16 protein-coding genes and 5 pseudogenes are annotated in these 24,590 nt (G+C 48.8%); 8 read left to right on the forward strand and 13 right to left on the reverse strand.

All coding sequences use genetic code 11. The annotated features are described in order from the left end of the window. Positions 1 to 1,066: 1,066 nt before the first annotated feature. Both C7E10_RS02640 and C7E10_RS12135 read right to left on the reverse strand, forming a co-directional pair. Positions 1,067 to 1,465: a DUF1828 domain-containing protein gene (locus tag C7E10_RS02640; protein WP_200820183.1), complete on the reverse strand. Its 399-nt coding sequence runs from the start codon at positions 1,463 to 1,465 to the stop codon at positions 1,067 to 1,069. 704 nt (positions 1,466 to 2,169) lie between these two features. After that, a complete protein-coding gene (locus C7E10_RS12135) occupies positions 2,170 to 2,481 on the reverse strand; it encodes a helix-turn-helix domain-containing protein (RefSeq protein ID WP_200820184.1) in 312 nt (103 codons plus the stop codon). A gap of 254 nt (positions 2,482 to 2,735) precedes the next feature. Here C7E10_RS12135 and C7E10_RS02650 point away from each other — a divergent pair, with 254 nt between their 5' ends. Beyond that, a complete protein-coding gene (locus C7E10_RS02650; protein WP_105325833.1) occupies positions 2,736 to 3,992 on the forward strand; it encodes a M20 metallopeptidase family protein in 1,257 nt (418 codons plus the stop codon). A 527-nt stretch (positions 3,993 to 4,519) separates the two neighbouring features. After that, entirely contained in the window at positions 4,520 to 4,912 is a 393-nt protein-coding gene (locus C7E10_RS02660) for an endonuclease domain-containing protein (protein WP_105325835.1), read from the forward strand. Between the two features lie 363 nt (positions 4,913 to 5,275). Here the strand turns inward: C7E10_RS02660 and C7E10_RS02665 are convergent, their stop codons facing one another. After that, positions 5,276 to 6,574 carry an IS110 family RNA-guided transposase gene (locus C7E10_RS02665; protein WP_105325836.1) on the reverse strand — a complete coding sequence of 433 codons (1,299 nt, stop codon included), beginning with the start codon at positions 6,572 to 6,574 and terminating at the stop codon, positions 5,276 to 5,278. 1,404 nt (positions 6,575 to 7,978) lie between these two features. Between C7E10_RS02665 and C7E10_RS02670 the strand changes: the two genes are divergently transcribed. Beyond that, a complete protein-coding gene (locus C7E10_RS02670; protein WP_105325837.1) occupies positions 7,979 to 10,234 on the forward strand; it encodes a LuxR C-terminal-related transcriptional regulator in 2,256 nt (751 codons plus the stop codon). A 1,496-nt stretch (positions 10,235 to 11,730) separates the two neighbouring features. On the opposite strand, the gene C7E10_RS11940 is transcribed toward C7E10_RS02670, so the two are convergent. Beyond that, a complete protein-coding gene (locus tag C7E10_RS11940; RefSeq protein ID WP_146109038.1) occupies positions 11,731 to 11,982 on the reverse strand; it encodes a hypothetical protein in 252 nt (83 codons plus the stop codon). Between the two features lie 543 nt (positions 11,983 to 12,525). Between C7E10_RS11940 and C7E10_RS02680 the strand changes: the two are divergent. Further along, positions 12,526 to 12,639 (forward strand): annotated as a pseudogene (locus tag C7E10_RS02680) (type II toxin-antitoxin system RelB/DinJ family antitoxin); the annotation flags it as partial. Between the two features lie 1,365 nt (positions 12,640 to 14,004). On the opposite strand, the pseudogene C7E10_RS02685 reads toward C7E10_RS02680, so the two are convergent. Further along, positions 14,005 to 14,634, reverse strand: a pseudogene (locus C7E10_RS02685) (UDP-galactopyranose mutase); the annotation flags it as partial. Between the two features lie 10 nt (positions 14,635 to 14,644). Here C7E10_RS02685 and C7E10_RS12140 point away from each other — a divergent pair. The 4 genes from C7E10_RS12140 to C7E10_RS11995 all read left to right on the forward strand — a co-directional run bounded on the left by C7E10_RS12140 (position 14,645) and on the right by C7E10_RS11995 (position 17,314). Further along, a complete protein-coding gene (locus C7E10_RS12140; RefSeq protein ID WP_420837394.1) occupies positions 14,645 to 14,992 on the forward strand; it encodes a transposase in 348 nt (115 codons plus the stop codon). Continuing rightward, positions 14,943 to 15,959 carry an IS3 family transposase gene (locus C7E10_RS12145; protein ID WP_200820185.1) on the forward strand — a complete coding sequence of 339 codons (1,017 nt, stop codon included), beginning with the start codon at positions 14,943 to 14,945 and terminating at the stop codon, positions 15,957 to 15,959. Before C7E10_RS12140 ends, C7E10_RS12145 begins: the two co-directional genes overlap by 50 nt. Positions 15,960 to 16,166: 207 nt before the next feature. Then, positions 16,167 to 16,958, forward strand: a complete 792-nt coding sequence (locus tag C7E10_RS02700; protein ID WP_105325544.1) for a glycosyltransferase family 25 protein — start codon at positions 16,167 to 16,169, stop codon at positions 16,956 to 16,958. A 194-nt stretch (positions 16,959 to 17,152) separates the two neighbouring features. After that, the gene (locus C7E10_RS11995; protein ID WP_160101765.1) at positions 17,153 to 17,314 is read left to right on the forward strand and encodes a hypothetical protein; all 162 of its coding nucleotides are present in this window, start codon (positions 17,153 to 17,155) and stop codon (positions 17,312 to 17,314) included. Positions 17,315 to 17,342: 28 nt separating this feature from the next. Here the strand turns inward: C7E10_RS11995 and C7E10_RS12495 are convergent. The 8 genes and pseudogenes from C7E10_RS12495 to C7E10_RS02735 all read right to left on the reverse strand — a co-directional run. After that, a pseudogene (locus C7E10_RS12495) lies at positions 17,343 to 17,474 on the reverse strand (IS30 family transposase); the annotation flags it as partial. Between the two features lie 62 nt (positions 17,475 to 17,536). Beyond that, positions 17,537 to 17,944 (reverse strand): annotated as a pseudogene (locus tag C7E10_RS12500) (transposase); the annotation flags it as partial. 63 nt (positions 17,945 to 18,007) lie between these two features. After that, positions 18,008 to 18,388: pseudogene (locus C7E10_RS12505) on the reverse strand (transposase); the annotation flags it as partial. Positions 18,389 to 18,503: 115 nt separating this feature from the next. After that, the gene (locus tag C7E10_RS12155; RefSeq protein WP_105325519.1) at positions 18,504 to 18,872 is read right to left on the reverse strand and encodes a transposase; all 369 of its coding nucleotides are present in this window, start codon (positions 18,870 to 18,872) and stop codon (positions 18,504 to 18,506) included. 71 nt (positions 18,873 to 18,943) lie between these two features. Next, positions 18,944 to 19,399, reverse strand: coding sequence for a stealth family protein (locus tag C7E10_RS02720; RefSeq protein ID WP_160101786.1), 456 nt, complete (start codon positions 19,397 to 19,399; stop codon positions 18,944 to 18,946). Positions 19,400 to 19,527: 128 nt separating this feature from the next. Then, positions 19,528 to 21,075 (reverse strand): oligosaccharide flippase family protein, encoded by a 1,548-nt coding sequence (locus tag C7E10_RS02725; RefSeq protein WP_105325840.1) that lies wholly within the window; start codon positions 21,073 to 21,075, stop codon positions 19,528 to 19,530. 154 nt (positions 21,076 to 21,229) lie between these two features. Then, complete coding sequence (locus C7E10_RS02730; RefSeq protein WP_105325841.1) at positions 21,230 to 22,807, reverse strand: recombinase family protein; 1,578 nt, start codon at positions 22,805 to 22,807, stop codon at positions 21,230 to 21,232. Beyond that, a complete protein-coding gene (locus tag C7E10_RS02735) occupies positions 22,792 to 24,555 on the reverse strand; it encodes a recombinase family protein (protein ID WP_105325842.1) in 1,764 nt (587 codons plus the stop codon). The genes C7E10_RS02730 and C7E10_RS02735 overlap by 16 nt, the downstream gene beginning before the upstream one ends. Positions 24,556 to 24,590: the final 35 nt, after the last annotated feature.

Genomic DNA, 24,590 nt, shown 5'->3' on the forward strand with positions numbered 1-24,590 from the left:
ACCCCCATGGACTCCACGACCAAAAACCGCTACAGAGTTTTCTACAGCAAAAAATTGCCTCAGGCAATTTTTCTGTAGTTGAGCTACCTAACGCCCCGCACTAGCCCCAGATGGGGACAAGCTTTCCCCAAAGGGGAAAGTGGCACCACAGGTGCCGATAGAGAAACCCCGGAGGGCCAACCAAGTATTAGCGTCCTCCGGCCGCCTGCCTTCTCCGCCCAACAACATTCCAAGGCGGGGAAGGAAGCAATGCCGCAGACATTGCAGGATGGGGCAACTACCTACATTTCAGTACTAGCCCCCAATTAGCACACGACCAGTGGTGGCCTGAACGCTTCCTGCAAGAGTGAAGGAAGTGTCGCCGTAAGGCGACGATAGAAGTTTAATCCATAAAGCTTTTTACCCCCTCCTGCCCAGCGGGCGCCCATAGCTCTCGCCTCTGGGAGTCGTATCCATTTCTCAAGGCCTTGGCCGTAGAGAAATGGAATATACGACCCCTGTGATAGCTGCCCAGAAGGCAAGCCCGCAGGGCGACGCCGCCTGGCTAGCAGCGAACCACTATGCGGCCGCATCCAAACAGCCCGACAAATTCTGCAAGGGGCTGTTTGGTCAATAAGGCCCATGCGATAGCCGTCCAAGAAGCAAGTCCGTCAGGACGTAGCTGATTGGAGCACGGCGAACCGCTGAGTGGATACCCCGAACCACATCACTTCAGGTTCGCAGACCGCACCAATATCCCATCTGCCCGGAGGGCCACTACCTGCATTTCTACACTATCCCCTATTCAGCACATGACCAGTAGTGGCCCTGAACGCTTCCTGCAAGAGTGTAGGAAGTGTCGCCGTAAGGCGACGATAGAAGTTTATCCTGTTGTTTGCGGCCCCCGGCCGCCTGCCTTCCACTTACCAGTGCACTGCTTAGCGTGCACTGGTAAAGAGGAAGGTGCCGGTGGAATCACCGGCGGATGGAGTTCAAAACCAATTTGCCCAGAGGGCCCCACCCCACAAAAAAACACTTGACCATCCCCTATCACAGAATGTCAAGTGTTTACCAATACCTATAGAATTCAAGCAGCACCGTTCTCTACAAACAGACGCAGTTGACATACATCCAACATCGTCTGCAGCAGCGTATGCTGCTTCTCCGGAATATCACCACGGTCACAAATCACAAACAACTCCAGCGAATTCCCATCATACTGAATCCCCTTGCTGGCCAGAATCTGATTGAAAATATGTTTTCTTTTACCCTGCTGCAAAGAAATACCATACATCTTCAAATCATCAACAATATATCCCAGATCCGTAATTTTTACCTGATGATTTCCCAGGTCCTTAATATATATCTGCGTATAATCATTATGACGATCGAGAAAGGGAGTTGTAATTTCAACCGTAGAATCATCAATTCTGGCTTGCGTCATATTACACTTTAGCCAATCCAGATAATTTTGAATATGATTCACAGCCCCCGCCTCCTTCCAAACACCTGCTGCAGCTCATAACACCTACAATACTCTTGTTGAAGCTATTTTATACTAGATTACCCTTTCGAACAAGCAGAAAAACACCCCTCTAGCATCCCCATGCAACTGCCAAAAAAAGAATCCAGCAATTCCATCCAATCCTTTGCGTCCCCCGGCCGCCTGCCTTCTCCGCCCAACAACATTCCAAGGCGGGGAAGGAAGCAATGCCGCAGGCATTGCAGGATGGGGCAACTACCTACATTTCAGTACTAGCCCCCAATTAGCACACGACCAGTGGTGGCCTAAGACCGGCCCATCCAAGCGTTGCGCTCATATCCAATAGTCCATCAGCTTTTTAAAGGACTATTGGTTAATATGAGCCATGTGATAGCATTCCAAGAAGCGAGCTCAGAGAGCGAAGCTGATTGGCATAATGCGAACCACTGAGGGGCTGTCATCCGATAGGATGACTGAGGAAGTTTCATCCAATTGGCCCGTAGGGCCAGCCCAAAGGGCGCCCATAGCTCTCGCCTTTAGGGGAGAGCTGTCACCGAAGGTGACTGAGAGTGGATTCTCGGCACCAGCACACTTCAGGTCCGCTGACCGCACCAACCCGTTGTCTGCACAACAAAAAACGGCTTTTCAGCCCCCCAAGGGCTGAAAAGCCGTTTCCTCTACACTCTTACTTCTTCCTTCTCAAACGCCTAAAAAGCCGCTTCACTGGATTCCGCAGTTTCTCTTGCGTTAGCCGCTTCGCCAACAACAGCCGTTTTCCGGCCAAGGGACCCCCTGCGGGGAAGCACCCTCCTTCTGGTCTCTCCGGGCTGCCGTTCCTTACCGTACAACCGTTCCATACCAGCCTGGGTAACCAACCAAATCCCACCGGACTTCTGGTATTCCCCATCCCGGAAACGGGGCGGGTAACCCTTTTGGCCCGTACAGGCTTGGTTAATGGTGATGGGTTTCAGCCCCCACCGTTCAGACGCTTCTCTTACTGTCATTACGCCATTGATCATGAAATCCCCTTCTTCCTCCCATAGAACTCTTACACTTCGCTTCGCGGGTTCGAAGCACTCCCCTCAGTGGCTGCAAAGCAACCTCCTGTATCTGTTATTATTATATCATAATATTAATATTATTGGGTAGTAAAATTCAATTTTTCACAGCTTATTTGCAATTTTTATACTAACTTGTAAACACGTGTATCACTTTTCCCCTTTTTCATGCTATAATGCACCCGTAAAAAGACTACGAAAAGAGGCATATGTCCATGGAAATACTCAAAGAGGCCCAAGCCCAGTTCAACGAAACCCTTCGCCTGCGCCGCCATTTTCATGAAAACCCCGAACCCAGCAACCAGGAAACCGAAACCATCGCCTACCTGGAACAATACCTCAAAACCCAGAACATCCCCACCCGCAATATCCCCGACGCCGGCCTCCTGGGCATCTTGGACAGCGGCAAACCCGGCAAAACCCTGCTCCTTCGAGCCGACACCGACGCCCTGCCCATCCAGGAAAGCCCCAACAACCTGAAAGGCCCCAAAACCTGCCTTTCCAAACGCCCCGGCCTTTCCCACGCCTGCGGCCACGACGCCCACATGGCCATGGCCCTTGCCGCCGCCCGGATCCTGGCCGCCCATACAGAAGAATGGACCGGCAAAATTCTCCTCTGCTTTGAACGCGGCGAAGAAGAAAGCGGCGACATCCAAAACCTCCTCCCCTACCTGGTAAACCAGCTGGGAATGTCCATCGACGGCTGCTACGCCACCCACGTCCGCTGGGATATGCCCGCCGGCACCGTCTCCCTGACCCCCGGCCCCGTCATGGCCGGCGGCTGCTCCTTTGTCATCGAATTGGACGGCACCTTCGGCCACGGCGCCCGCCCCGACCTGGCCAATAACCCCATGGACTGCTTCACTACACTGTACCAGCAGCTCAGCGCCTTCCGCACCCGCAGCGTAGACCCCTTCCAGTGCCTCACCTTCTCCCTGGGCTTTGTCAAAAGCGGCGAAAAATATAACGTCATCCCCGATAAACTCACCTTCGGCGGCACCGCCCGCTTCTTCTCCTACGAAAAAGCCGGCCGCCCATTTGTAGAATTCCTCAAAAAAGCCCTGGAACAAAACACCGCCCTCTATGGCTGCAAAGCCAAAATACTCCAAATGCCCGAAGCCCTATTCGAAGTCAATAACCACCCCCAATGCGCCGCCCTGGGAAGAACCGCCCTGGAACACGACCTGGGACCCCAGCATATCCAGGACCCCCAACCCTGGATGGCATCAGAATCCTACGCCCTGTACTTACAAAAATTCCCCGGCGTCCTTACCTTCACCGGCATCGCCAATAAAGAGGAAGGCTGCGGCGCCAACCACCATACCCCCGAATTCGACATCGACGAACGAGGCCTGATCTACGGCACCGCCATGGCCATCAGCTACGCCCTCGCCTTTTTGAATAACCCCCAGCCCATCAAATTTACCCCCAACCCAGAACCAGTGGAACAACTCGCCAAACGCAACGTCTAACCAAATACCAACTCAAGGATAACAGCGGCCCCCAGCCGCTGTTTTTTTGATGCTGTTTTTTTACTGCCGCTTTTGTTGCTGTTTTTTAATGTTGCTTTTGTTGCCGTTTTTTAATGTTGCTTTTGCTGCCATTTTTGATGTCAACATTGTTGACGCCCCATTGCATATATATATTGTAGGAAATTGAACCATAACCCTTAAAAAGCCATACCATTGCCCAATATTCGCAGCCCGCATTTGTCCCCAACTTGGAAGCACACCCCGCTTTCCAGAGCCTGCCAACCAGGATATTTTCCTTCAAGGACAAGCACAGTGCAACGCATCCTTGACCGAAAATATCCTGCCCGGCCCAATCCAGATTAACCGGGGTTCTCTGTTCCTAAAAATCTGCAAAAAATACCTGGCGCGATCAAAATTCCCGTTCGTACCCCTATTCTTCCCGTTCCTCTCAAACCTATAGACAAGCCCTTCCGTCTTCTGTACTATCAAAGTATAAACTTACCTAATAGAATAAGGAGGCACCAACCATGAACAAAATCTACACTTTCCGCAACAAAGAATTATTGGACAACGCCAAACAACTGCGCAAAGAAATGACCGACCAAGAAAAGAAATTATGGTACCAATTCCTACGCCCAGATTCTATGAAATGGTATAAACAACGGATTTTTGGCAACTATATCGTCGACTTTTACTGCGCCAAAGCCAAATTAGCCATAGAAATAGACGGCAAAACCCACCTTGAAGAAAGTGCCAAAATGTATGACCAAATAAGAACCGAATATCTAAACAGCCTGGGAATTGCAGTCATCCGCTACACCAATGAAGACATAACACATCACTTCTACATCGTCTGCCGAGACATAAAAAAACACGTTGATAAACGACTCAAAGAATTAGAAGAAACAAAACAGCGTTAAACCCCAACTAGCCCGGATGATTACCCAGTTATTTGCGGCCGTAGGCCGCAACTGCCTTCCACTACCAACAGCATTCCTCGTGGTGGAAGGTCGGCACTGGCCTCCATTCAGCAACTGAACAGTATTGGACTAAAAACGGCCCCTCCAAACGGAGGGGCCGTCATCCTTATAGGATGACTGAGGCAGTTTCATCCAATTGGCACGAAGGGCCAATACCCCCTCCTGCCCGGAGGGCGCCCATAGCTCTCACCTTTAGCATTCTGGTAATATGTCAAGCATATTTTTTTTAAGATATTCTATGTATTAATCAAAAAAAGGGCGCACTTCACCTGCACCCGATGTTGCTTCAAAAAAAAACGGGTGCTATTTGAAATCGTTATTCTGTTCGGCGTTCAACTTTCCGCCGGCGTACAGTTGGTTTTTGACCAGCAAACCAAAAACGAGTCGTACTAATTTACGAGATGCAAGCGCGAGTGCTCTTTTATGCTGATGCTTTGGCACTTCAGCATATTTCTTGGCGTAATACTCTGCGTATTCAGGGATGTATCTTCGGACACTGTTTGCAGCCTCTCCAATATAATTACGGAGATATGTGTTACCCGTTCTGAAAACGGGTGTTTCCTCGGCCACGAAGTCGCCTGAATCGCTCTTGCGCCAAGTAAGTCCAACGTATTTAGCTAGCGAATCAGCTGAGCGAAAAGCGGAAATATCACCAATCTCAGCGAGAATGCCAGCAGCCAAGACTGGTCCAATACCAGGAATGGACCGTAGAATCATGTAGGCGTTAGGATTAACGCCCTTGACCGTCTTTTCTATAGCATGATCAATTGCCTTAATTTCCTTCTTGTAAGACTCAATACAGTTGAACGAACTGGCCAGAGCGATTGTCAGGGGTTCAGCTGCACGCTTATCAAGACGATAGGAATCCTGGGCGGCCTTTTTTAGCAATTTAGAGGTTTCAGCTAAGTTTGTAATGCGATTCCGGCTTTTTTTTGCCAGAAATTGTAGGAGCTCTTCTTCGCTGGCATCCACAATATCCTGTACAGAAAAGAATTCTGTCAAAACGGCAGCTGAAGTGGTCCCAAAAATGTTACTAAAGGGCTGTGATTCCTGATCCAAAATCTCCAGTTCACTAAATTTAAGAAACAGACTGGAAATCATGTAGGTCTTTTCTCTTGTGATGCATTCAGCGAGGTGCAGTCGGTGCCGTGTCAGACGCTTGAGTGCAAGAAACTGACTGCCTCTCCAGGGAGAACTCTTGATTTTGCCAACCCGAGCTAAATCAGAAATGATATATGCGTCCGTTGAATCAGTTTTGGAAAGGCCAATAAAAGTTTTTCGGTAATTCGCTGTGATTTTTGGATTGAGACAATAAACATACGGATGAAAAGGCATGAGAATTTCGCTGGCTGACAGGAAATTGGCAATATGAATACTGTACATGGAGGTGGATTCTAATGCGAAAACGATAGTATTTAGATTTCGATGAGAAAGCATACATTTACAGATAGCATTCGCCAATTTTTCAGCGCCAGGCTGATTATTAGGGAAAGAATCAGAAAGAAGCTTATTCTGTTCAAAGTCCATGGCATAGACAACATTGGATTTTGAACTTACATCAATACCGACGTATAAAGTTGACAAAGTGTTGATCTTAATCATGATATCATCCTCCTTCCCAGATCAGATTTGTGAAGCCTGAGCAAAAGGTTTATCCCAGGCATCATGAAGTAACCGCAACCTCGCGCAATTAGCATTCATCCTGTCAGCCTTTTTGCTGGTGCTAAGGCAGGAGATGCAACTTCTGTGTTAGCGGAGTAATGCTTCATGAGCTGGGCCGCATGCTAAAGGGAGCAGACACAGACGAACTGGCTGCAAGGGGAGATAGCAGTGCCTCCGGACATCAGACTCTACTGATATCGTACCATGGGAAAACCTTTTGTTACAGAGCTTCAGATTGTATAGACGGGAAACCGGAAGAGGAAAATTCTCCGAATGGTTCTTACCGCTATACGCACAAAAAATATGTATGTGAGCTGTTTTTAATAACTCACATACATATCATACGAGGNACCTTTTGTTACAGAGCTTCAGATTGTATAGACGGGAAACCGGAAGAGGAAAATTCTCCGAATGGTTCTTACCGCTATACGCACAAAAAATATGTATGTGAGCTGTTTTTAATAACTCACATACATATCATACGAGGCATCATGAAGTAACCGCAACCTCGCGCAATTAGCATTCATCCTGTCAGCCTTTTTGCTGGTGCTAAGGCAGGAGATGCAACTTCTGTGTTAGCGGAGTAATGCTTCATGAGCTGGGCCGCATGCTAAAGGGAGCAGACACAGACGAACTGGCTGCAAGGGGAGATAGCAGTGCCTCCGGACATCAGACTCTACTGATATCGTACCATGGGAAAACCTTTTGTTACAGAGCTTCAGATTGTATAGACGGGAAACCGGAAGAGGAAAATTCTCCGAATGGTTCTTACCGCTATACGCACAAAAAATATGTATGTGAGCTGTTTTTAATAACTCACATACATATCATACGAGGAGAGAGGATTCCCGGAAAACATCGCCAGGAAGTTTGCCGACCGCACCAATATCCCATCTGCCCGGAGGGCCACTACCTGCATTTCCACACTATCCCCTATTCAGCACACGACCAGTGGTGGCCTAGTAAGCCTTCTGCAAACGTGTAGAAGGTGTCATCCACAACGTGGATGACGGATGAAGTTCAATCCAATTGGCCCGTAGGGCCAGCCCAACGGGCGCCCATAGCTCTCGCCTTTAGGGGAGAGCTGTCACCGAAGGTGACTGAGAGTGGATACCCGGAAAACATTGCCTGCAAAGTCCGCTGACCGCACGTCCCTTTAAATTGCGTCCAACAATTCTACTTCTTTCTTATATTTCTTCCCATATCTCTATAGACAATTACACATTCTTATCCTATAGTATATATAAGACAGTAGTATATACTAACCCTACCCCTCCCCTATACCATCGTATATACCCCGCTGGCCCCGCCAGCCCACCTTGACCCCGAAAGAAGGAACCTGCCATGACACCACTTGAAGAAGACCTGCTCCACCTGGGGCAGAAAATCCTTCATTCCTATATTGAAAACGCTGACATAGAACCCCTCTTGGCCCACCTGGCCCCCGACATCATCTGGATGGGCGCCGGCCGGGAAATGCTGGCCCAAGGCCGGGACGCCGTCACCGAAATCTTCCGCAAAGGCAAAGACCAGCTGGTCCCCTGCGCCATCAGCGAAGAAGAAACCCTGGTCCACCAACTTTGCGAAAACCTCTGGCTAGTCCAGCTCTGTTCCCTGGAAGAAACCCTCCCCACCTACAAAATGTACCTCCAGGGCTACCAGCGCTGCGCCTTCTGCTTCCGCAAAAACCTAGAAGGCCAGTGGGAAATCGCCTACCTGAACCACTCCATGGCCTACGAAGCCCTGAAAGACACCGAACTCTTTGCCATCGGCAAAGGCATCCGCAACTTCCGCAGACTCAAAACCGCCGACCTGGCCCTGTTCACCAACCGGGACAAAGCCGTCCTCTACCAATTCATCGACCAATTCTACCTCCCCCTGCCCGAAGAAGAAAAACGCGTATGCCTGGGCCTCTCCCTGTTCCCCCAGTTTTCCAAAGGCCACGCCGAATACCTGTGCGCCCACGCCCCCGCCCTGCGCCACCTGGAAGAACAATGGGAACGGAACCCCTTCCTGGTGTATGAACCCGCCGAAGGCGCCTACACCATCCACCCCGTATTCCGGGAATACCTCCAGGGCAAATTCCACATCGAAACCTGGAACTGGCAAAAGAAAGCCTATATCCGCGCCGCCCGCTGGCAGCGCCACCAAAAGAAACTCCCCGAAGCCCTCCAGCTAGCCCTGGAAGGCCGCGCCTTCCCCCTGGCCCTGCGCCTGATCCACGAAGGCGGCCTCACCCTGCTAAACGGCCTCCAGCCCTCCAGCCTGATTCAACTGCTCCACGAGTCCACCCCCCTGGAAAAAGTCCGCCGGTTCTCCAGCTGCACCCTCCTGCTCCTGGCCCTGAACCTATTGGCCTCCCCCCAGTCCGCCCGAGAAGAACGCGATATCTTCCTGTCCCAGCTCCCCGCAGATTGGGAACCCACCGATGAAGACACCGCCCAAATCCTCTTCCTCCAGGCCCTGGACAGTGTCCCCGACCTGGACGCCATGCTCCCCGCCCTCCGCCGGGTCCACCACTGGTGCCTGGAAAAAGGCGTCCACTTGAGCCGGGATTACTTCCAAGGCATCCACCGCGGCATCACCGGACCCCTGTCCCTGTACTACCGGAACCAAGGCCAACTGGAGAAAAACGTAGACCAGCTAAAAGAAATCTACGCCATCTGCGGCCAATGCATCGAAGGCTGCAGCGGCCCCCTGTGGCAAGCCACCGCCGATGCCGAAAAAGCCTACCTCCAGGGCAATTTAGAAATCGCCGAAGAACTCCTCCTCAGCTTTTTCGAAGTCCCCTTCCAGACCCTGGACCAGCAGCAGCACGCCCTCCTGGCCCTGTACCTGTACCCCAGAATCGTCCTCCTCAAAAACGAACCCGTAAAATTCCGCCGCTGGAAAGCCTACTTCCACAGACTCCAGGAAAAAGTCACCGACCCCCTGACCCGCACCGACCTGGAACTCTCCTCCATCTTCATCTCCGGCATGTTAGAACAACCCGGAGCCCATATGAGCAAAGCCCTGGAACGCTTGAACAACCTCCCCGAATACCCCTCCCTCCAGAGCTTCCGCCAGTCCGTCCGGCATAGAATCCAGCTGGCCCTGCGCAAATACAACCTCCTCCTACTCACCACCCAGCACCGCGATACCCTGCCCCAAAGAGAATCCTCCCAGCTTTGCCGCTGCTACAACGCCATCACCCGATCCGCCGCCCTGGAACATACCGGCCAAGCCGACAAAGCCGAAGAACTCCTTGCCACCGCACTGGACGAAGCCATCCCCGATAACCTGACCCTCCCCTTCGTAGAACACACCACCCTGTTAAAACCCATCATGGACCGCCTGGCCCCCAGAACCAAATACAACACCTTCATCAAACACCTGAAATCCTATACTCTCGTCCCCGTCACCGACCCCACAGTAGAAGAAAACAAACTCAACCCCCGCGACCTCCTGATCATCCAACGCGTCAAAGAAGGCCGCACCAATAAAGAAATCGCCGAAGAATTAAATGTTGCTGAAATCACCGTCAAAAAACAACTCAGCAGCCTGTACCAAAGATACAAAGTTCATAACAGAAACCAACTCCTGTTGGCCCTGGACCAATAAGAACCAACCTAAAAAAGGAAAAAAGGCAACCATCTTGTAAAAAAGATGATTGCCTTTTTTGATGTAAAAGACAAGACGCCCAGAGGTCCGGCCAGCACTACACCCCGCAGCCCGCATTTATCCCCAACTTGGAAACACACCCCGCTTTCCAGAGCCTGCCAGCCTGAATATTTTCCGTCAAGGACAAGCACAATGCAACGCATCCTTGACCGAAAATATCCAGCCCGGCCCAATTCAGATTAAGCGGGGTGTGTGTTCCTAAAAATCTGCAAAAGGTACCTGATATCATCAAGATTTAGACCTAAGGCCAAATCCGTCCCTTTTATATTAGGAAGATCCTTCCCTAGAACCGGAATACACAGCATATCAACCAATTATGATTTTTTTATCCAAGTATTTGCGGCCCCTGGCCGCCTGCCTTCCACTTACCTGTTCGCCGCGTTGCGCGAACAGGAGAAGGGGAAGGAAGCAATGTCACAGGCATTGCAGGATGGGGTTCAAAACCAAACTTCACAACACATCACCCATTCCGCACACGACCAGTAGTAGCCTAGAAAGCCTTCTGCAAACGTTGCGGTCACGTCCAAATATCTTTACAATTTGTCCAAAAGATATTTGGAATACGTGACCCATGCGATAGCCGTCCAGGAAGTGAGCCCTGTGGGCGAAACTGACTGGAGTACGGCGAACCGCTCAGGAAGTGTCGCCGCAGGCGACGATAGAAGTTCTTCATCCAATTATTAGCTTTTAATCATACATTTGCGGCGCCAGCGCCGCAGTAGGAGCACTCTCCGTCATCCTTCGGATGCCACCTGCGCCCGCTTGCGTGCGAGGTCAGTTGCTAAAGCAAATTTGCAATAAAAATATACTTTATTCTACTTGTATACCCCGACATTGTTATCAGAAATAAGTGATTTTAGAAATGTGGTAGTGCATTTTTATTGACTTCCATCAAGCGTGAGGGAAGTGGCGCCGGAAGGCGACGAAGAGAGTTCCAAGAATTGGAACTCCAAGCATAATTCGCAATTATAGTATATTTTATTTTACTTATTCGTTCTTATGTTATCTTCAAAATGATGTTATTTTAGGAACGTGGTGGTAACGTTTTGTTGGCCAATCCCTGGTTTTTAGCGGCCTCCCGGCCGCGTTGCCTTCCACTTACCTGTTCGCTATGCGAACAGGAGAAGAGGAAGGTGCCGGCAAACTTGCCGGCGGATGGAGTTCAAATCCAAAATGCCCGAAGGGCCAGGTTACACCAACAGTCTGCAGACCGCACCAACCCTTAAAGGCTCCTATCTTTATGCGGCCGCATCCAAACATCCGCAATCTTTCCAGCGGATGTTTGGTCAATAAGGCCCATGCGATAGCGGCCTGCAAAGCAAGTCCGTAGGACGCAGCTGCGCAGCGAGCCGCGAACCGCTGGGGGAGCTGTCACCGCAGGTGACTGAGCGAGGATTCCCGGCTAACACCGCCAGGAAGTCCGCCGACCGCACCAACTATCTTGCAATAGCCATCCACACCCCCAACACCACCACAAACACCCCCAGCCCAATGAGCTCCTTATACGAAGGCGTATTCCCCCGGACCTCCCGCTCCACCTCAGGCCCCGCTTCCCGTTCCACCTCGGACGCCTCCTGGTACTTTACCCCCAGCCCAAAGAAAATCGCCCCAATACCACAGCACACAACCCCCAGCAGCAGCAGCCGAAAATCCCCCAGCACCTGTGCCAGCTGTAAAAAAATCAGCACCGTCCCCAGCCCCAAACTAGCAAACGACAGCGACTTGAACCCCCACTCCCGAGTAGAAAACGAAAAACGCCCTTGGAGTACATTCCGCCAAAAACCCCCGAACACCACCAGCAGCACAATAGCCAACAAACCAATAAAAAGAGGAGACATACACCATTCACCCTTTCCTGCCCCCAAAAACACATTTTGTTCCATTATAGACGCAAACCCAGCAATGTTCAATTTCTTTTTACCAATTTACAAAATTGTAAACCTACTATTTCCTCATAAAAATGTTACCAACCATATAAATAAGCCATCTCCCAAGGAACACCCTTGACACCATCGTGCTAAGTTGTTAGAATATTAAAACTAAATACTGCCAAAATTTCTACAAACCCCTGCTAAAACACCTTTTCCAATTTTAAGCAGAGCCCATTTTAAAAGAATTAAACATGTCAAATTCTTGTATTATTATACCCATACATTTCCCCAAAGGAGGCAAACCCCATGCCCAAGAACCCATCCCAACCCCCAACCAAAACCAAACCCCAAACCACCCCCCAGCCAAATAAAGAAACTCTGGAAGCCATGTTAGAAGCCAAGAAAATCGCAAAAGACCCCTCCGTAAAAGGTTACCACGACGTAAACCAACTATTTGAAGACCTGCTAAAATAACACAACCAAAATACACAGCAAAACCCACTATGTGCCCGTAGGTCACTAGCTCCCCTGCACCCCAGAGGAGCTTTTTATTTGCCCAAAAATAAAAAGCCCCGCCTTCCCCTTAGGAAAAACAGAGCCATAAATCAGATATAAAAATAAGCCAACCCCAGGGGCAAAGGAATTCTCAGCATCACGCCTACTCCCATTCGGGAACCCAGCCTTACCCTTCACAAGTTGGCCTTTGTTATAGTATACCAAATCACCACAGAAAAATATATCGTCCCTGGAAAACCAATCACCCAATTCTATATACTACCCGTGATGAGGCAACTACCTACATTTCAGCACTGCCCCCATTAAGCACACGGCCAGTAGTGGCCTAGAACGCTTCCTTCAAGAGTGAAGGAAGTGTCGCCGTAAGGCGACGATAGAAGTTTATCCAGTTGTTTGCGGCCCCCGGCCGCCTGCCTTCTCCGCACAACAGTATCCCAAGGCGGGGAAGGTCGGCATTGCCTCCAGCAATGCCGGGTTGGGACCGCTACCTGCATTTCAGCACTATCCCCCATTTAGCACACGGCCAGTAGCGGCCTAGAAAGTCTTCTGCAAACGTTGCGGTCACATCCAAATATCTTTACTATTTGTCCAGAAGATATTTGGAATACGTGACCCATGTGATAGCTGCCCAGGAATTGAGCCCGTAGGGCGAAAATGACTGGCTAGCAGCGAACCACTGTAGGAAGTGTCGCATTTTCCTTTATAGCCCCCTTCAAGCGTTGCGGTCACGTCCAAACAGCGTCACGGGTATTCTAGAAGCTGTTTGGTACACGTGACCCATGTGATAGCCGTCCAAGAAGCAAGTCCGCAAGGACGCTGCTGATTGGAACACGGCGAACCACTAAGGGGGTGGCAGCCGGCAGGCTGACGGAAGAAGTTTTTCCAGGATTCAGGCGACGATAGAAGTTTCATCCAATTGGCCCGTAGGGCCAGCCCAACGGGCGCCCAAAGCTCTCACCTTTGGGAGTCGTATCCACCGTTCAAGGCATCAGCCGCAGAAAGGTGGAATATACGACCCCTGTGATAGCTGCCCAGAAGGCAAGCCCGCAGGGCGACGCCGCCTGGCTAGCAGCGAACCACTATGCAGTCGCATCCAAGAGTCCACAGTTTATCAAAGGACTCTTGGCTAATGCGAGCCGCGAACCGCTGGGGAGAGCTGTCACCGCAGGCTGACTAAGGGAGTCGTATCCATTTCTCAAGGCCTCCGGCCGTGGGGAAATGGAATATACGACCCCTGTGATAGCGGCCCGCGAAGTAAGCCCGAAGGGCGTAACTGAGTGGGTAGCCGCGAACCACTGCGAGGATTCCCCGCAAACATCGCTATTATTGTCCGCAGACCGCACTAGCCCGTAAAGCCGATTCCACCACATCATCCATATCATAATACTTATACTCCGCCAGCCGGCCCCCAAAAATAACCCCCTTCTCCTTCCTCGCCAGCTCCGCGTACCGCTCATACAATTTCTGATTCCGCTCATCATTTACCGGATAATACGCTTCCTCCCCCGGCTGCCACTCCGCCGGATACTCCCGGGTCACATACGTCACCGGCTGCGTCCCAAACTCAAAATGCTTGTGCTCAATCACCCGGGTATACGGCGTCTCACGATCCGTGTAATTCATCACCGCCACCCCCTGGTGATTCACCTCTTCCAGCCGCTCCGTCTCAAACCGCAGCCCCCGGTATTCCAACCGGCCCAGCTGATACCCAAAATACGCATCCACCGGCCCCGTGTACACCACCGTCTTGGCCACGCCCTCATAAGCCTTCCTCTCCTTGTTATAATCCACCCCGGTCCGCACTTCAATACCCTTCAGCAGCCCCTGGATTAGCACATTGTAGCCCCCAATAGGAATCCCCTGGTATATAATGGAACTATGAATTAAGACAACTTCGAAACTATTTCTTAATGTGAATCTCGTGGTATACTGGAGGCGATCAATGAAAAAGGAGATAATCATCATGTCACGCACGCGCCGTCATTTCACGTCGAAATTCAAATCCGATCTCGTCATCGAGCTGCTCAAGGGTGAGAAAGACCTCAACACGCTGGCGGCTGAGAACGAAATCCTGCCGAACCTCTTGCGGAACTGGAAGAACGAGTTTCTCAGCAAGGCAAGCATCATATTCGATGATTCCAGAGAGGACAACCTCAATCAAAAACTCGAGACCGAGCGGAAGGAGAAAGCCTCCTATGCCCGCAAAGTTGGCCAACTCACCATGCAGGTGGATTGGTTGAAAAAAAAATCTGAGGAAATTCTTGGACCGGACTACGAGAAACAGTATTCTCCAAAACCTTTCGAGGAGTGAGTGCAAGGAGCTTTCCCTTCGGAAAGCAGCAAAGCTGCTCGGCGTCAACCGCACAAGCCAATACTACCACCCCAAAGAGAACGCTCCATCAGATGAAGAGCTGGAATGCAAGCGCATCATCGATCGTTTCCACACGGACAATCCTGCCTGGGGCGCAAGGCAGCTGGCCTCGCAGCTGCAGCGCCTCGGGCATCAGGCCGGACGACGCAAGACAGCTCGCTATATGCGCGAGATGGGCATCGACGTCATCTATCCGAAGATGAACCTTTCCAAGCGGCAGCAACAAGCGCAGGTGATGCCCTACCTGCTGAAGCATGTGGATATTCAGCAGCCTAACCAGGCATGGTCCATCGACATCACCTACATTCCCCTGGAGCACGGTTTCGTTTATCTGACAGCCATCATCGACTGGTACAGCCGCTGCATTGTTGGCTGGGAGGTGGACGATACCCTGGACACCCGGATGGTCATTGCCGCCGTAAGGAAGGCGCTCCGTATAGCAAAGCCGCAGATTCTCAACTCCGACCAAGGATGCCAGTTCACCAGCAAGGAGTACNGCTGCATTGTTGGCTGGGAGGTGGACGATACCCTGGACACCCGGATGGTCATTGCCGCCGTAAGGAAGGCGCTCCGTATAGCAAAGCCGCAGATTCTCAACTCCGACCAAGGATGCCAGTTCACCAGCAAGGAGTACAAGGCTTTCCTCAAGGAACACAAGATCCGCCAGAGCATGGATGGCAAGAGCCGCTGGGCCGACAACATCAAGATTGAGCGGTGGTTCCGGACATTCAAGTATGAGGAAGCCTATCTCACGCAGTACCGCAACATCCGGGAGGCTCGCAAGGCCATCCGCAACTACATCAACGTGTATAACTTCCAGCGCTGCCACTCAGCCATCGGGAACGTCCCGCCAGCAGAGCGCTACTTCCCGGCACTGCTGCTCAATGCTGCAATGTCTGCTGCCTGATACATTTAGAAATTCATCGATTTTGGTCTTGACAAACGTGCCACTATANAGCGCTGCCCCTCAGCCAGCGGGAACGTCCCGCCAGCAGAGCGCTACTTCCCGGCACTGCTGCTCAATGCTGCAATGTCTGCTGCCTGATACATTTAGAAATTCATCGATTTTGGTCTTGACAAACGTGCCACTATAATCAGATGCAGAGGAGAAATTATGGGGAAACTTTTTCATTATGTAATCAGCGCCAAAGACGCTCAGGAAAGAAGAGCCTCTATTTTGGCTAACTTTCGTTCCCATGGTCTGGAACCATGTTTTTTTGATGCCATTATGGGTAATGCCCTGACGGCAGAACAGCAGAAGGAACTGAACGTGGATACAGGGGTCATGGGACTGGGAGAAGTGGGCTGCGCCCTGTCCCATATGGGCGTGTACCAGAAACTATTGGACAGCCAGGAACCCTATGTATTTGTGTTCGAGGATGATGTGCATTTGAATGACGCTTTTTTTCAGGCGCTGCCAGCTCTCCGGCAATTCCTGGACACCCATTCGGAACCCCTGGTGCTGCTGCTGTATAAGGCTCGGGCCCATACCCGGATAGCAGTAAAAAAAGACGGCAAGCCTTTTATTCTCCATGCTTTGGCGGGATCTTATGGACACGGGTATGTAATCAATCGCAAGGCAGCAGAAAATATTCTTCGGTTTCAAACACCGCCCCGGATTGAAATTGATGCCTGGGCCCAATACCTAAAATTAGATTTGCTAGAAATTTATTGTACTAAAGAAACCTTGGTGCAGCTTCAAAAGCAGCATTCTCAGGATTCCCAGATTGATGCCATTGCTTCCCGGGCTAAAAAGAATCCCCTTTATGAAAAGCAGATGCGCAGACAGCGCATCGGGGGGTATTATGACCAGCTTTCCTGGGGAGAAAAGTTGAACATTCAAGGTAAGCGAATCTGGCGCCACGTACAGGAATTGTATTACGATAAAGACACTTCTCATCACTAAAGCCAGAAACAGGGGTGTAGACGGCTTTACAATTATTGCTTTGAAAATATTGACTAAATGAAGTCAAAGAAAGGTTATTTTAAAAGGAAGTTTAACGTACTGCTTTGAATCTTCTTCTTTTTAGAAACTACTAGGAAGCATCGGATTGGAAATGAGCGTACGTTTAAGAATTGTTGATTCGATTGGGGGACAAAATGAATAAACCATTTTTTCATTATGTAATTCATGCAAGTGTCGCTGTTGAACGTAAAAATGCCATTTTAGAAAACTTCCATAAATATGGAATAGAACCGCAATTCTTTGAAGCAGTGATGGGAAATAAATTATCTCCTCAACAGCTAGAAAAATTACGGTAAATTGCAAGTTGAATTTGAACAACTATAATCAAGAAACACACTCAATAGCATAAACTTCATCGAGGAATGCATCAAATAGCTCTGACGGCGTATGGTAGCCCAAAACACGACGTGGGCGCTGGTTCAGCGTATCTGCCATGTTCAGGATATCCTCATCAGAGAACCGCTCTAATCTATAGTGGCACGTTTGTCAAGACCAAAATCGATGAATTTCTAAATGTATCAGGCAGCAGACATTGCAGCATTGAGCAGCAGTGCCGGGAAGTAGCGCTCTGCTGGCGGGACGTTCCCGATGGCTGAGTGGCAGCGCTGGAAGTTATACACGTTGATGTAGTTGCGGATGGCCTTGCGAGCCTCCCGGATGTTGCGGTACTGCGTGAGATAGGCTTCCTCATACTTGAATGTCCGGAACCACCGCTCAATCTTGATGTTGTCGGCCCAGCGGCTCTTGCCATCCATGCTCTGGCGGATCTTGTGTTCCTTGAGGAAAGCATTGTACTCCTTGCTGGTGAACTGGCATCCTTGGTCGGAGTTGAGAATCTGCGGCTTTGCTAGACGGAGCGCCTTCCTTACGGCGGCAATGACCATCCGGGTGTCCAGGGTATCGTCCACCTCCCAGCCAACAATGCAGCNGTACTCCTTGCTGGTGAACTGGCATCCTTGGTCGGAGTTGAGAATCTGCGGCTTTGCTATACGGAGCGCCTTCCTTACGGCGGCAATGACCATCCGGGTGTCCAGGGTATCGTCCACCTCCCAGCCAACAATGCAGCGGCTGTACCAGTCGATGATGGCTGTCAGATAAACGAAACCGTGCTCCAGGGGAATGTAGGTGATGTCGATGGACCATGCCTGGTTAGGCTGCTGAATATCCACATGCTTCAGCAGGTAGGGCATCACCTGCGCTTGTTGCTGCCGCTTGGAAAGGTTCATCTTCGGATAGATGACGTCGATGCCCATCTCGCGCATATAGCGAGCTGTCTTGCGTCGTCCGGCCTGATGCCCGAGGCGCTGCAGCTGCGATGCCAGCTGCCTTGCGCCCCAGGCAGGATTGTCCGTGTGGAAACGATCGCTGATGCGCTTTCATTCCAGCTCTTCATCTGATGGAGTGTTCTCTTTGGGGTGGTAGTATTGGCTTGTGCGGTTGACGCCGAGCAGCTTTGCTGCTTTCCGAAGGGAAAGCTCCTTGCACTCACTCCTCGAAAGGTTTTGGAGAATACTGTTTCTCGTAGTCCGGTCCAAGAATTTCCTCAGATTTTTTTTTCAACCAATCCACCTGCATGGTGAGTTGGCCAACTTTGCGGGCATAGGAGGCTTTCTCCTTCCGCTCGGTCTCGAGTTTTTGATTGAGGTTGTCCTCTCTGGAATCATCGAATATGATGCTTGCCTTGCTGAGAAACTCGTTCTTCCAGTTCCGCAAGAGGTTCGGCAGGATTTCGTTCTCAGCCGCCAGCGTGTTGAGGTCTTTCTCACCCTTGAGCAGCTCGATGACGAGATCGGATTTGAATTTCGACGTGAAATGACGGCGCGTGCGTGACATGATGATTATCTCCTTTTTCATTGATCGCCTCCAGTATACCACGAGATTCACATTAAGAAATAGTTTCGAAGTTGTCTTAATTCATAGTTCCATTATAATCTATCTTTAAAGAAGAAGTCTGGTTTAACCGGTTCACCAAAAAATGTATCATCATTCCCGTACAAGAAATATTCAGATAAACCAGGAATAAATGCTATATAACGTTCTATAACAGAGGAGTTAAAACATGGAATGAGTTCTTTAGGTAATACAACGGAATGATCAATAATTGTAATCTTGGGTGATTTCAAATTAATCCAGTTGGGGATTTGCCTATCTGTGACAATATAAATATGTCGAATCCATGGTGCGTTTTTTTCTAAAGAACGCAGTGAATATTTTAATTCGTCATTATCAAAAAAACGAACATCGCCTGTCGACAAAAAATTATCTTTCTGAGCACTATGTTCCTGATATTTAGTTCTTCTTTTTCGGAAAGCAGGCTCGGACCCATCACACCAAAGATAAACCATATCAATAGGAAAATCGGTTTGTACCAAACTAGCCAAATTTTGCACCAACTTTACTATCATATTTGTCAAAGCATATATTTAATTTAATGATTATTGTAATCTTACGCATATTTACATATATGCACTTATGCAATACATACGCTTTGCTCTTTTCTTCCCATTTCTTATTCATTATCATTTATTTCTGAGATAATACGTTGTTTTACTTTTGCGATTATCCGTTTTTCAGCAATATTGAAACTATATCTATATAAAATAATGCAGTAAAAAATCGTATATAGAATTATTTTAAGACCATAAATAAATTTAGAATTTGTCATAAATAACAAATTTCCAGCATATCCAGCAATACAGCAAATTGCTACTACTACCGTAATCTTGCCAATCTCTCGCCAAAATTCCAGTATATCAATTCCAACGTACTTGTTATAAAACCAGTTCATAATGAGACCATTCCCCACAAACATGGAAAAACCAGTAGAAAAAGCGCAGCCAATGCCCCCAAAACGAATACCCAAAGGAATTGCCAATACAATATTTAAGATGCCAACACTGGAATATACCTTCGCACGAAAATCATATTGGTTCTTGGCTTGCAAAATAGCCAGCCCTATATTTTGGATCAAATCAATGGTAAATGGAAGAATAATCAGCAGGGTAATAGCATAGGCATCCTGAAACCCTGGCCCCGCCCAAAAGGCTATAAATTGACGGCCAAAAATAATAAATCCCGTGGTCACTAATGCCAGTAAATAGTACTGTGCCCTGCCCACTTGAATAAAAAGATCAGAAAGATACTCATCTCCATTTTCCTGGGCAACTACCCCACTGATATGGGGCAGATAGACTCCAGAAATAGCAACAGAAATAGACATATAGTTTAAATATACTAACGAAGCCACAGAATAAACTGCTACCGCTGCTGTGCCACTAATAATGCCTAAGATGACTTGATTGGTCTTCCAAAATACCTGATCAATGATAGCTACGGAAAAGATACTTAAAGCCAGTTTGGAAAATTCGGCATACAGCTCATGGTTCCAGTAATGGTACTTGATTCTAATATGCAGCTTGCCAAAGCAATAGTAGAAGCGTGCCAAAATCAAGACCACATTGATGAGTGTCTGTACTGCCGCCACTGAAAAAGCGTAGGGATATTTTTGCAGTACCAACACCACCAAAATAGGCTGCAACACCAGCTGCACAGTTTCTGTACCTTTTAAAAACAAGAAACGTTCTTCCGCATTGATAACCGCCTGAAACACCATTGTGGATAAGGTAATGGCGATATTAAACAGCAGCAGCAAAAAGATATGGCTGGCTTCCGTCAGTTCTGCAGGCCCCATGCTTCTGCCAAAAATCTGGTCCAGGTGAAAATAGCAAAATGCCCCCACCGCTAATACCAATGCATCTACCACGGCATAACCCCGCAGGGCAATTGCCAGGATATTCTCCATGCCTTCCTGATCCTTCAGTGCCCGGTATTTTGCATAAAATCGGACTACAGCTGCTGTAAGGCCAAAATCCATAACACTGAAGTAGGCAATTAAGGAGCCTATCAGCTGATACAATCCATACTCATTTTTCCCAATATAATGCAGCAAAAGGGGAACATATAAAAATCCAATAAAAGCATGGAGAAATATATTTAAGTAGCTTAGAAAGATACCTTGTTTTCTTTGGTTCGGTTTCCTTACAACATTTGATACAATTACACGATTATTCCCTTAAATTCTTGAACGATGCACCCTGGGGTGCAAAGTGAAGTGCACCCCAGAAGCCCCCTGCAATTGCTGTTAAAATTGACATGCCTGGTGTTTTGGACAAAGAAAAAACCGCTCTGCATTTCTGCAAAGCGGTTTCTATTTATGCCTTGATTTCCGTCCCGTCTTGAAAGACCACGGTGACGTTCTCTTTGTCTTTCACTACCATCTTGTCGACCAGAGCACACCAGAGTGACTGGTCAAATTCGGTGAGCAGGCTATCCCGACCTTTCAGTTCCTGAATGAACCGTCCAAGCTGCTCATTCCGATCCTGGCGGTTTTCAATCTTCTCACACAGTTGTTCGTACTCAATTTTCATTGCATCATAGCGGCTGATGATGTCATCATACTGTTTTTGGTACTCTTCCTGGTTCTGCGCCACCCGTGCATTCTGTTCCACAGCATTCTGGGCCATTTCCACCAGGATGCCGATTTCCTTCTGCATGGCATCTCGTTTGGCTAGAAGGTCTCCGTTGTCACAGATCACCTGCCTAGCATCCTCGATGGTTTGGATGATCTCATCCTTCTCTGTAATCATCTTGTTCATTGCCCGGACGAAGTACATCTTGATTTCCTCTTCTGTCAGATGCGGCGTTCTGCACCCTGTATTGTTTCGGAACTTATTATTACACTGGTAGATGATCCTGCGGTACTTGTCATTGGAGTGCCAGACCTTCGCACCGAACCATCCTCCGCATTCAGCACACTGGATTTTGGTGGAAAAGATGCTAGTACCACTGAAGTACTTCCGTGCTTTATTTCTACGTTTCAGTTCCGCTTGCACCATTTCAAAGGTCTGAGGTTCAATAATGGCTTCATGGTCATGCTCTACATAGTATTGGGGGACTTCCCCTTCGTTGATTTTCGTTTTCTTTGTCAGAAAATCAACCGTATAGCTTTTTTGTAGAAGTGCATCTCCCTTGTACTTTTCGTTTTGAAGGATACTGTAAACCGTACGTGCACTCCATTTGGATTTTCCTCCTGGGGTTTTAAGTCCTCGTTTTGTTAGTTGCTTGGCAATAGTTGTTGTTCCCAAGCCTTCTAGGAATAGCTTGTAGATGAGCTTGATCGTTGTTGCTTCTTCTGGTACAACTACTAGCCCACCGTTCGGGCCTTTCTTGTATCCCAGGAAACGGCTGTAAGCAACGCTGACTTTGCCATCGGCAAACCGCTTCCGATGACCCCAGGTGACATTTTCTGAAATACTCCGGCTTTCTTCCTGGGCCAGGGAACTCATGATCGTCAGGAGCAATTCTCCCTTGCTGTCGAAAGTCCAGATATTTTCCTTTTCAAAGTAGCACTCTATTTTGTGTTCTTTTAATTTCCGAATAGTGGAAAGGCTATCGACGGTATTTCTAGCAAACCGACTGACCGACTTTGTGATGATCAGGTCGATTTTCCCGTCCAGGGCATCTTTGACCATCCGTTTGAACCCATCCCGATGACGAGTGTTGGTGGCGGAGATGCCTTCGTCCGTGTACATACCCACGAAGTCCCAATCGTCCCGTCCTTTGATGTAGTTTGTGTAATAGTCCACCTGGGCTTCATAGCTGGTAATCTGATCATCGTGGTCTGTTGAAACCCGTGCGTACCCTGCTACTTTCCTTTTCTTCCGACTATTTATCGGAGATGATGTATAACGGCTGATTGTTGCCGGAATCGCTCTTACTGTTTTTGCCATCGATTATCCTCTCTCTTCCATTCTTCTTTCAGCGCAAGCATTATTTTTTTAGCCTCTGGGTCCTTGCGTTTTGCATATTGCATGATTTCATGCATATAAGCCCGATACGCTTCGCTATGACGGGTTCCCCGTTTTCTTTCTCTATATTGCCTGGTTTCCGTATGGCCATCTTTAAAATGGAATGTTATTTCTCTATTCAGGACAACTGCTTTTTCAAGGGATTCATCCATTTTTTCCTCATTGAAAGTGTCCAGTCCCAGCACAGAAGCAGTTAGCTTTTTCATAGTGCTGTCTTTGATGGCTTCATTGCCACATATACCAGCACACCGCCAGTACCGTTCCTTTTTTCCATCAGAATATGTAGTTTGTTGGCTCCTGTAATTTTCTCCACAGTACCCGCATTTGATGAAGCCTGTGAACTCATTGAATGCTTTTCGGTTGGGATTTGTGCTTTTTAGCTTATGTCTTTCTCCCCATTCCTTCCGGCGTTCACTAGTCCATGCGTCCTTCCGGGCAGTAGAAACCCATTGCCGTGTAATCTGCTCTCCATTTTTCATATGAAACACCATCACATGATGTTCCGGAACCACAATTATATCAACCTGATTCAGGAAGACATTTTCATCGAATTCGGAAAGCCCCAGGACTTCTGTGCATTCCTTGACTAGGACTTTCTGTGGGATAGCTCCCTTAGAACGGCAGGTTCTTCCTCTCTCTTTATGGGAAATACAGGTCCAGCAATCCTTATTTTTCCGTTTACTGCGAATATGCACAAAACTCTTCCCGCAGATTCCACACCTGATTTTGGTGGTAAAACAGCAGGTATCGATGGACCAGTTTGCCAAAGCCCCCAGTTCCCGCCGTCTTTCCCTTTCTTCCTGTACCTTTTTATAGGTTTCCATGGGGATAATGGCCTCATGTGTATTTTCCACAAAATATTGTGGGAGTTCTCCATGATTGATTTTGGTTTTTCCGGTGATGGGGTCTGTCGAATAGGCTTTCTGGAACAATAGATTACCGGTGTAAGTAATATTCTCTAAAATTCTCCGGACGGCCGAATTCCCGAAATGTTTCCCATTAAAGGATTTGATTCCCATTTCTTCCAGCTGCTTTTCCGTGGTCTCAGCGGACAGGCCTTTTAAGAAGTTGTCATAAATGAGCTTTACAACAGACGCTTCCTTGGGCTCAGGGACAAGCTGATCTCCCTGCCAACGGTATCCATAGATTCGGAATCGTCCATTGGGAACCCCTTTTGCAAACCGCTTCCGGGTTGCCCATTTGACATTTTCGCTGATGGAACAGCTCTCTTCCTGGGCAAAGGATGCCAGGATGGAAAGCATCAGTTCGCCGTCACCGGTAAGAGAGTGAATATGCTCCTTCTCGAACTGAACCTCTATTCCCAGGTCTTTCAAATGCCGCACCGTCGTTAAGAGGTCTACCGTATTCCGGGCAAAGCGCTGGATGGACTTTGTAAGGATAATGTCAATCTTTCCTGCTTCACAGTCCGCCAGCATCTGCTTGAACCCTTTTCGCTTGTCGATAGTAGTTCCACTGATGCCGTCGTCTGCGTAGACTCCGGCAAATTCCCATTCCGGGTTTTTCTGGATCAGGCCGTTATAGTAGCTGATCTGAGCCGATAAGGAATGGTTCATCCGTTCCGACTCCACGGAGACCCGGGCATAGGCTGCCACTTTTTTTCTCCGCACGATGGCCGGCATGGGCCGACTGACCCGCGTGATTTTCTTCATTGTATCAACTCCTTTTGCTACTATTACTCACTCTG

The organism is Acidaminococcus hominis (genome assembly GCF_900291475.1).
In the GTDB taxonomy this organism is placed as follows: Bacteria; Bacillota; Negativicutes; order Acidaminococcales; family Acidaminococcaceae; genus Acidaminococcus; species Acidaminococcus hominis.

Coding starts and splice junctions, on each gene's coding strand:
- C7E10_RS02730 (WP_105325841.1), bottom strand. CDS start 22,807: ATGGCAAAAACAGTAAGAGCGATTCCGGCAACAATCAGCCGTTATACA.
- C7E10_RS02660 (WP_105325835.1), top strand. CDS start 4,520: ATGAACAAAATCTACACTTTCCGCAACAAAGAATTATTGGACAACGCC.
- C7E10_RS12135 (WP_200820184.1), bottom strand. CDS start 2,481: ATGATCAATGGCGTAATGACAGTAAGAGAAGCGTCTGAACGGTGGGGG.
- C7E10_RS12155 (WP_105325519.1), bottom strand. CDS start 18,872: ATGAAAAAGGAGATAATCATCATGTCACGCACGCGCCGTCATTTCACG.
- C7E10_RS02735 (WP_105325842.1), bottom strand. CDS start 24,555: ATGAAGAAAATCACGCGGGTCAGTCGGCCCATGCCGGCCATCGTGCGG.
- C7E10_RS02670 (WP_105325837.1), top strand. CDS start 7,979: ATGACACCACTTGAAGAAGACCTGCTCCACCTGGGGCAGAAAATCCTT.
- C7E10_RS02650 (WP_105325833.1), top strand. CDS start 2,736: ATGGAAATACTCAAAGAGGCCCAAGCCCAGTTCAACGAAACCCTTCGC.
- C7E10_RS02700 (WP_105325544.1), top strand. CDS start 16,167: ATGGGGAAACTTTTTCATTATGTAATCAGCGCCAAAGACGCTCAGGAA.
- C7E10_RS12140 (WP_420837394.1), top strand. CDS start 14,645: ATGTCACGCACGCGCCGTCATTTCACGTCGAAATTCAAATCCGATCTC.
- C7E10_RS11995 (WP_160101765.1), top strand. CDS start 17,153: ATGAATAAACCATTTTTTCATTATGTAATTCATGCAAGTGTCGCTGTT.
- C7E10_RS02665 (WP_105325836.1), bottom strand. CDS start 6,574: ATGATTAAGATCAACACTTTGTCAACTTTATACGTCGGTATTGATGTA.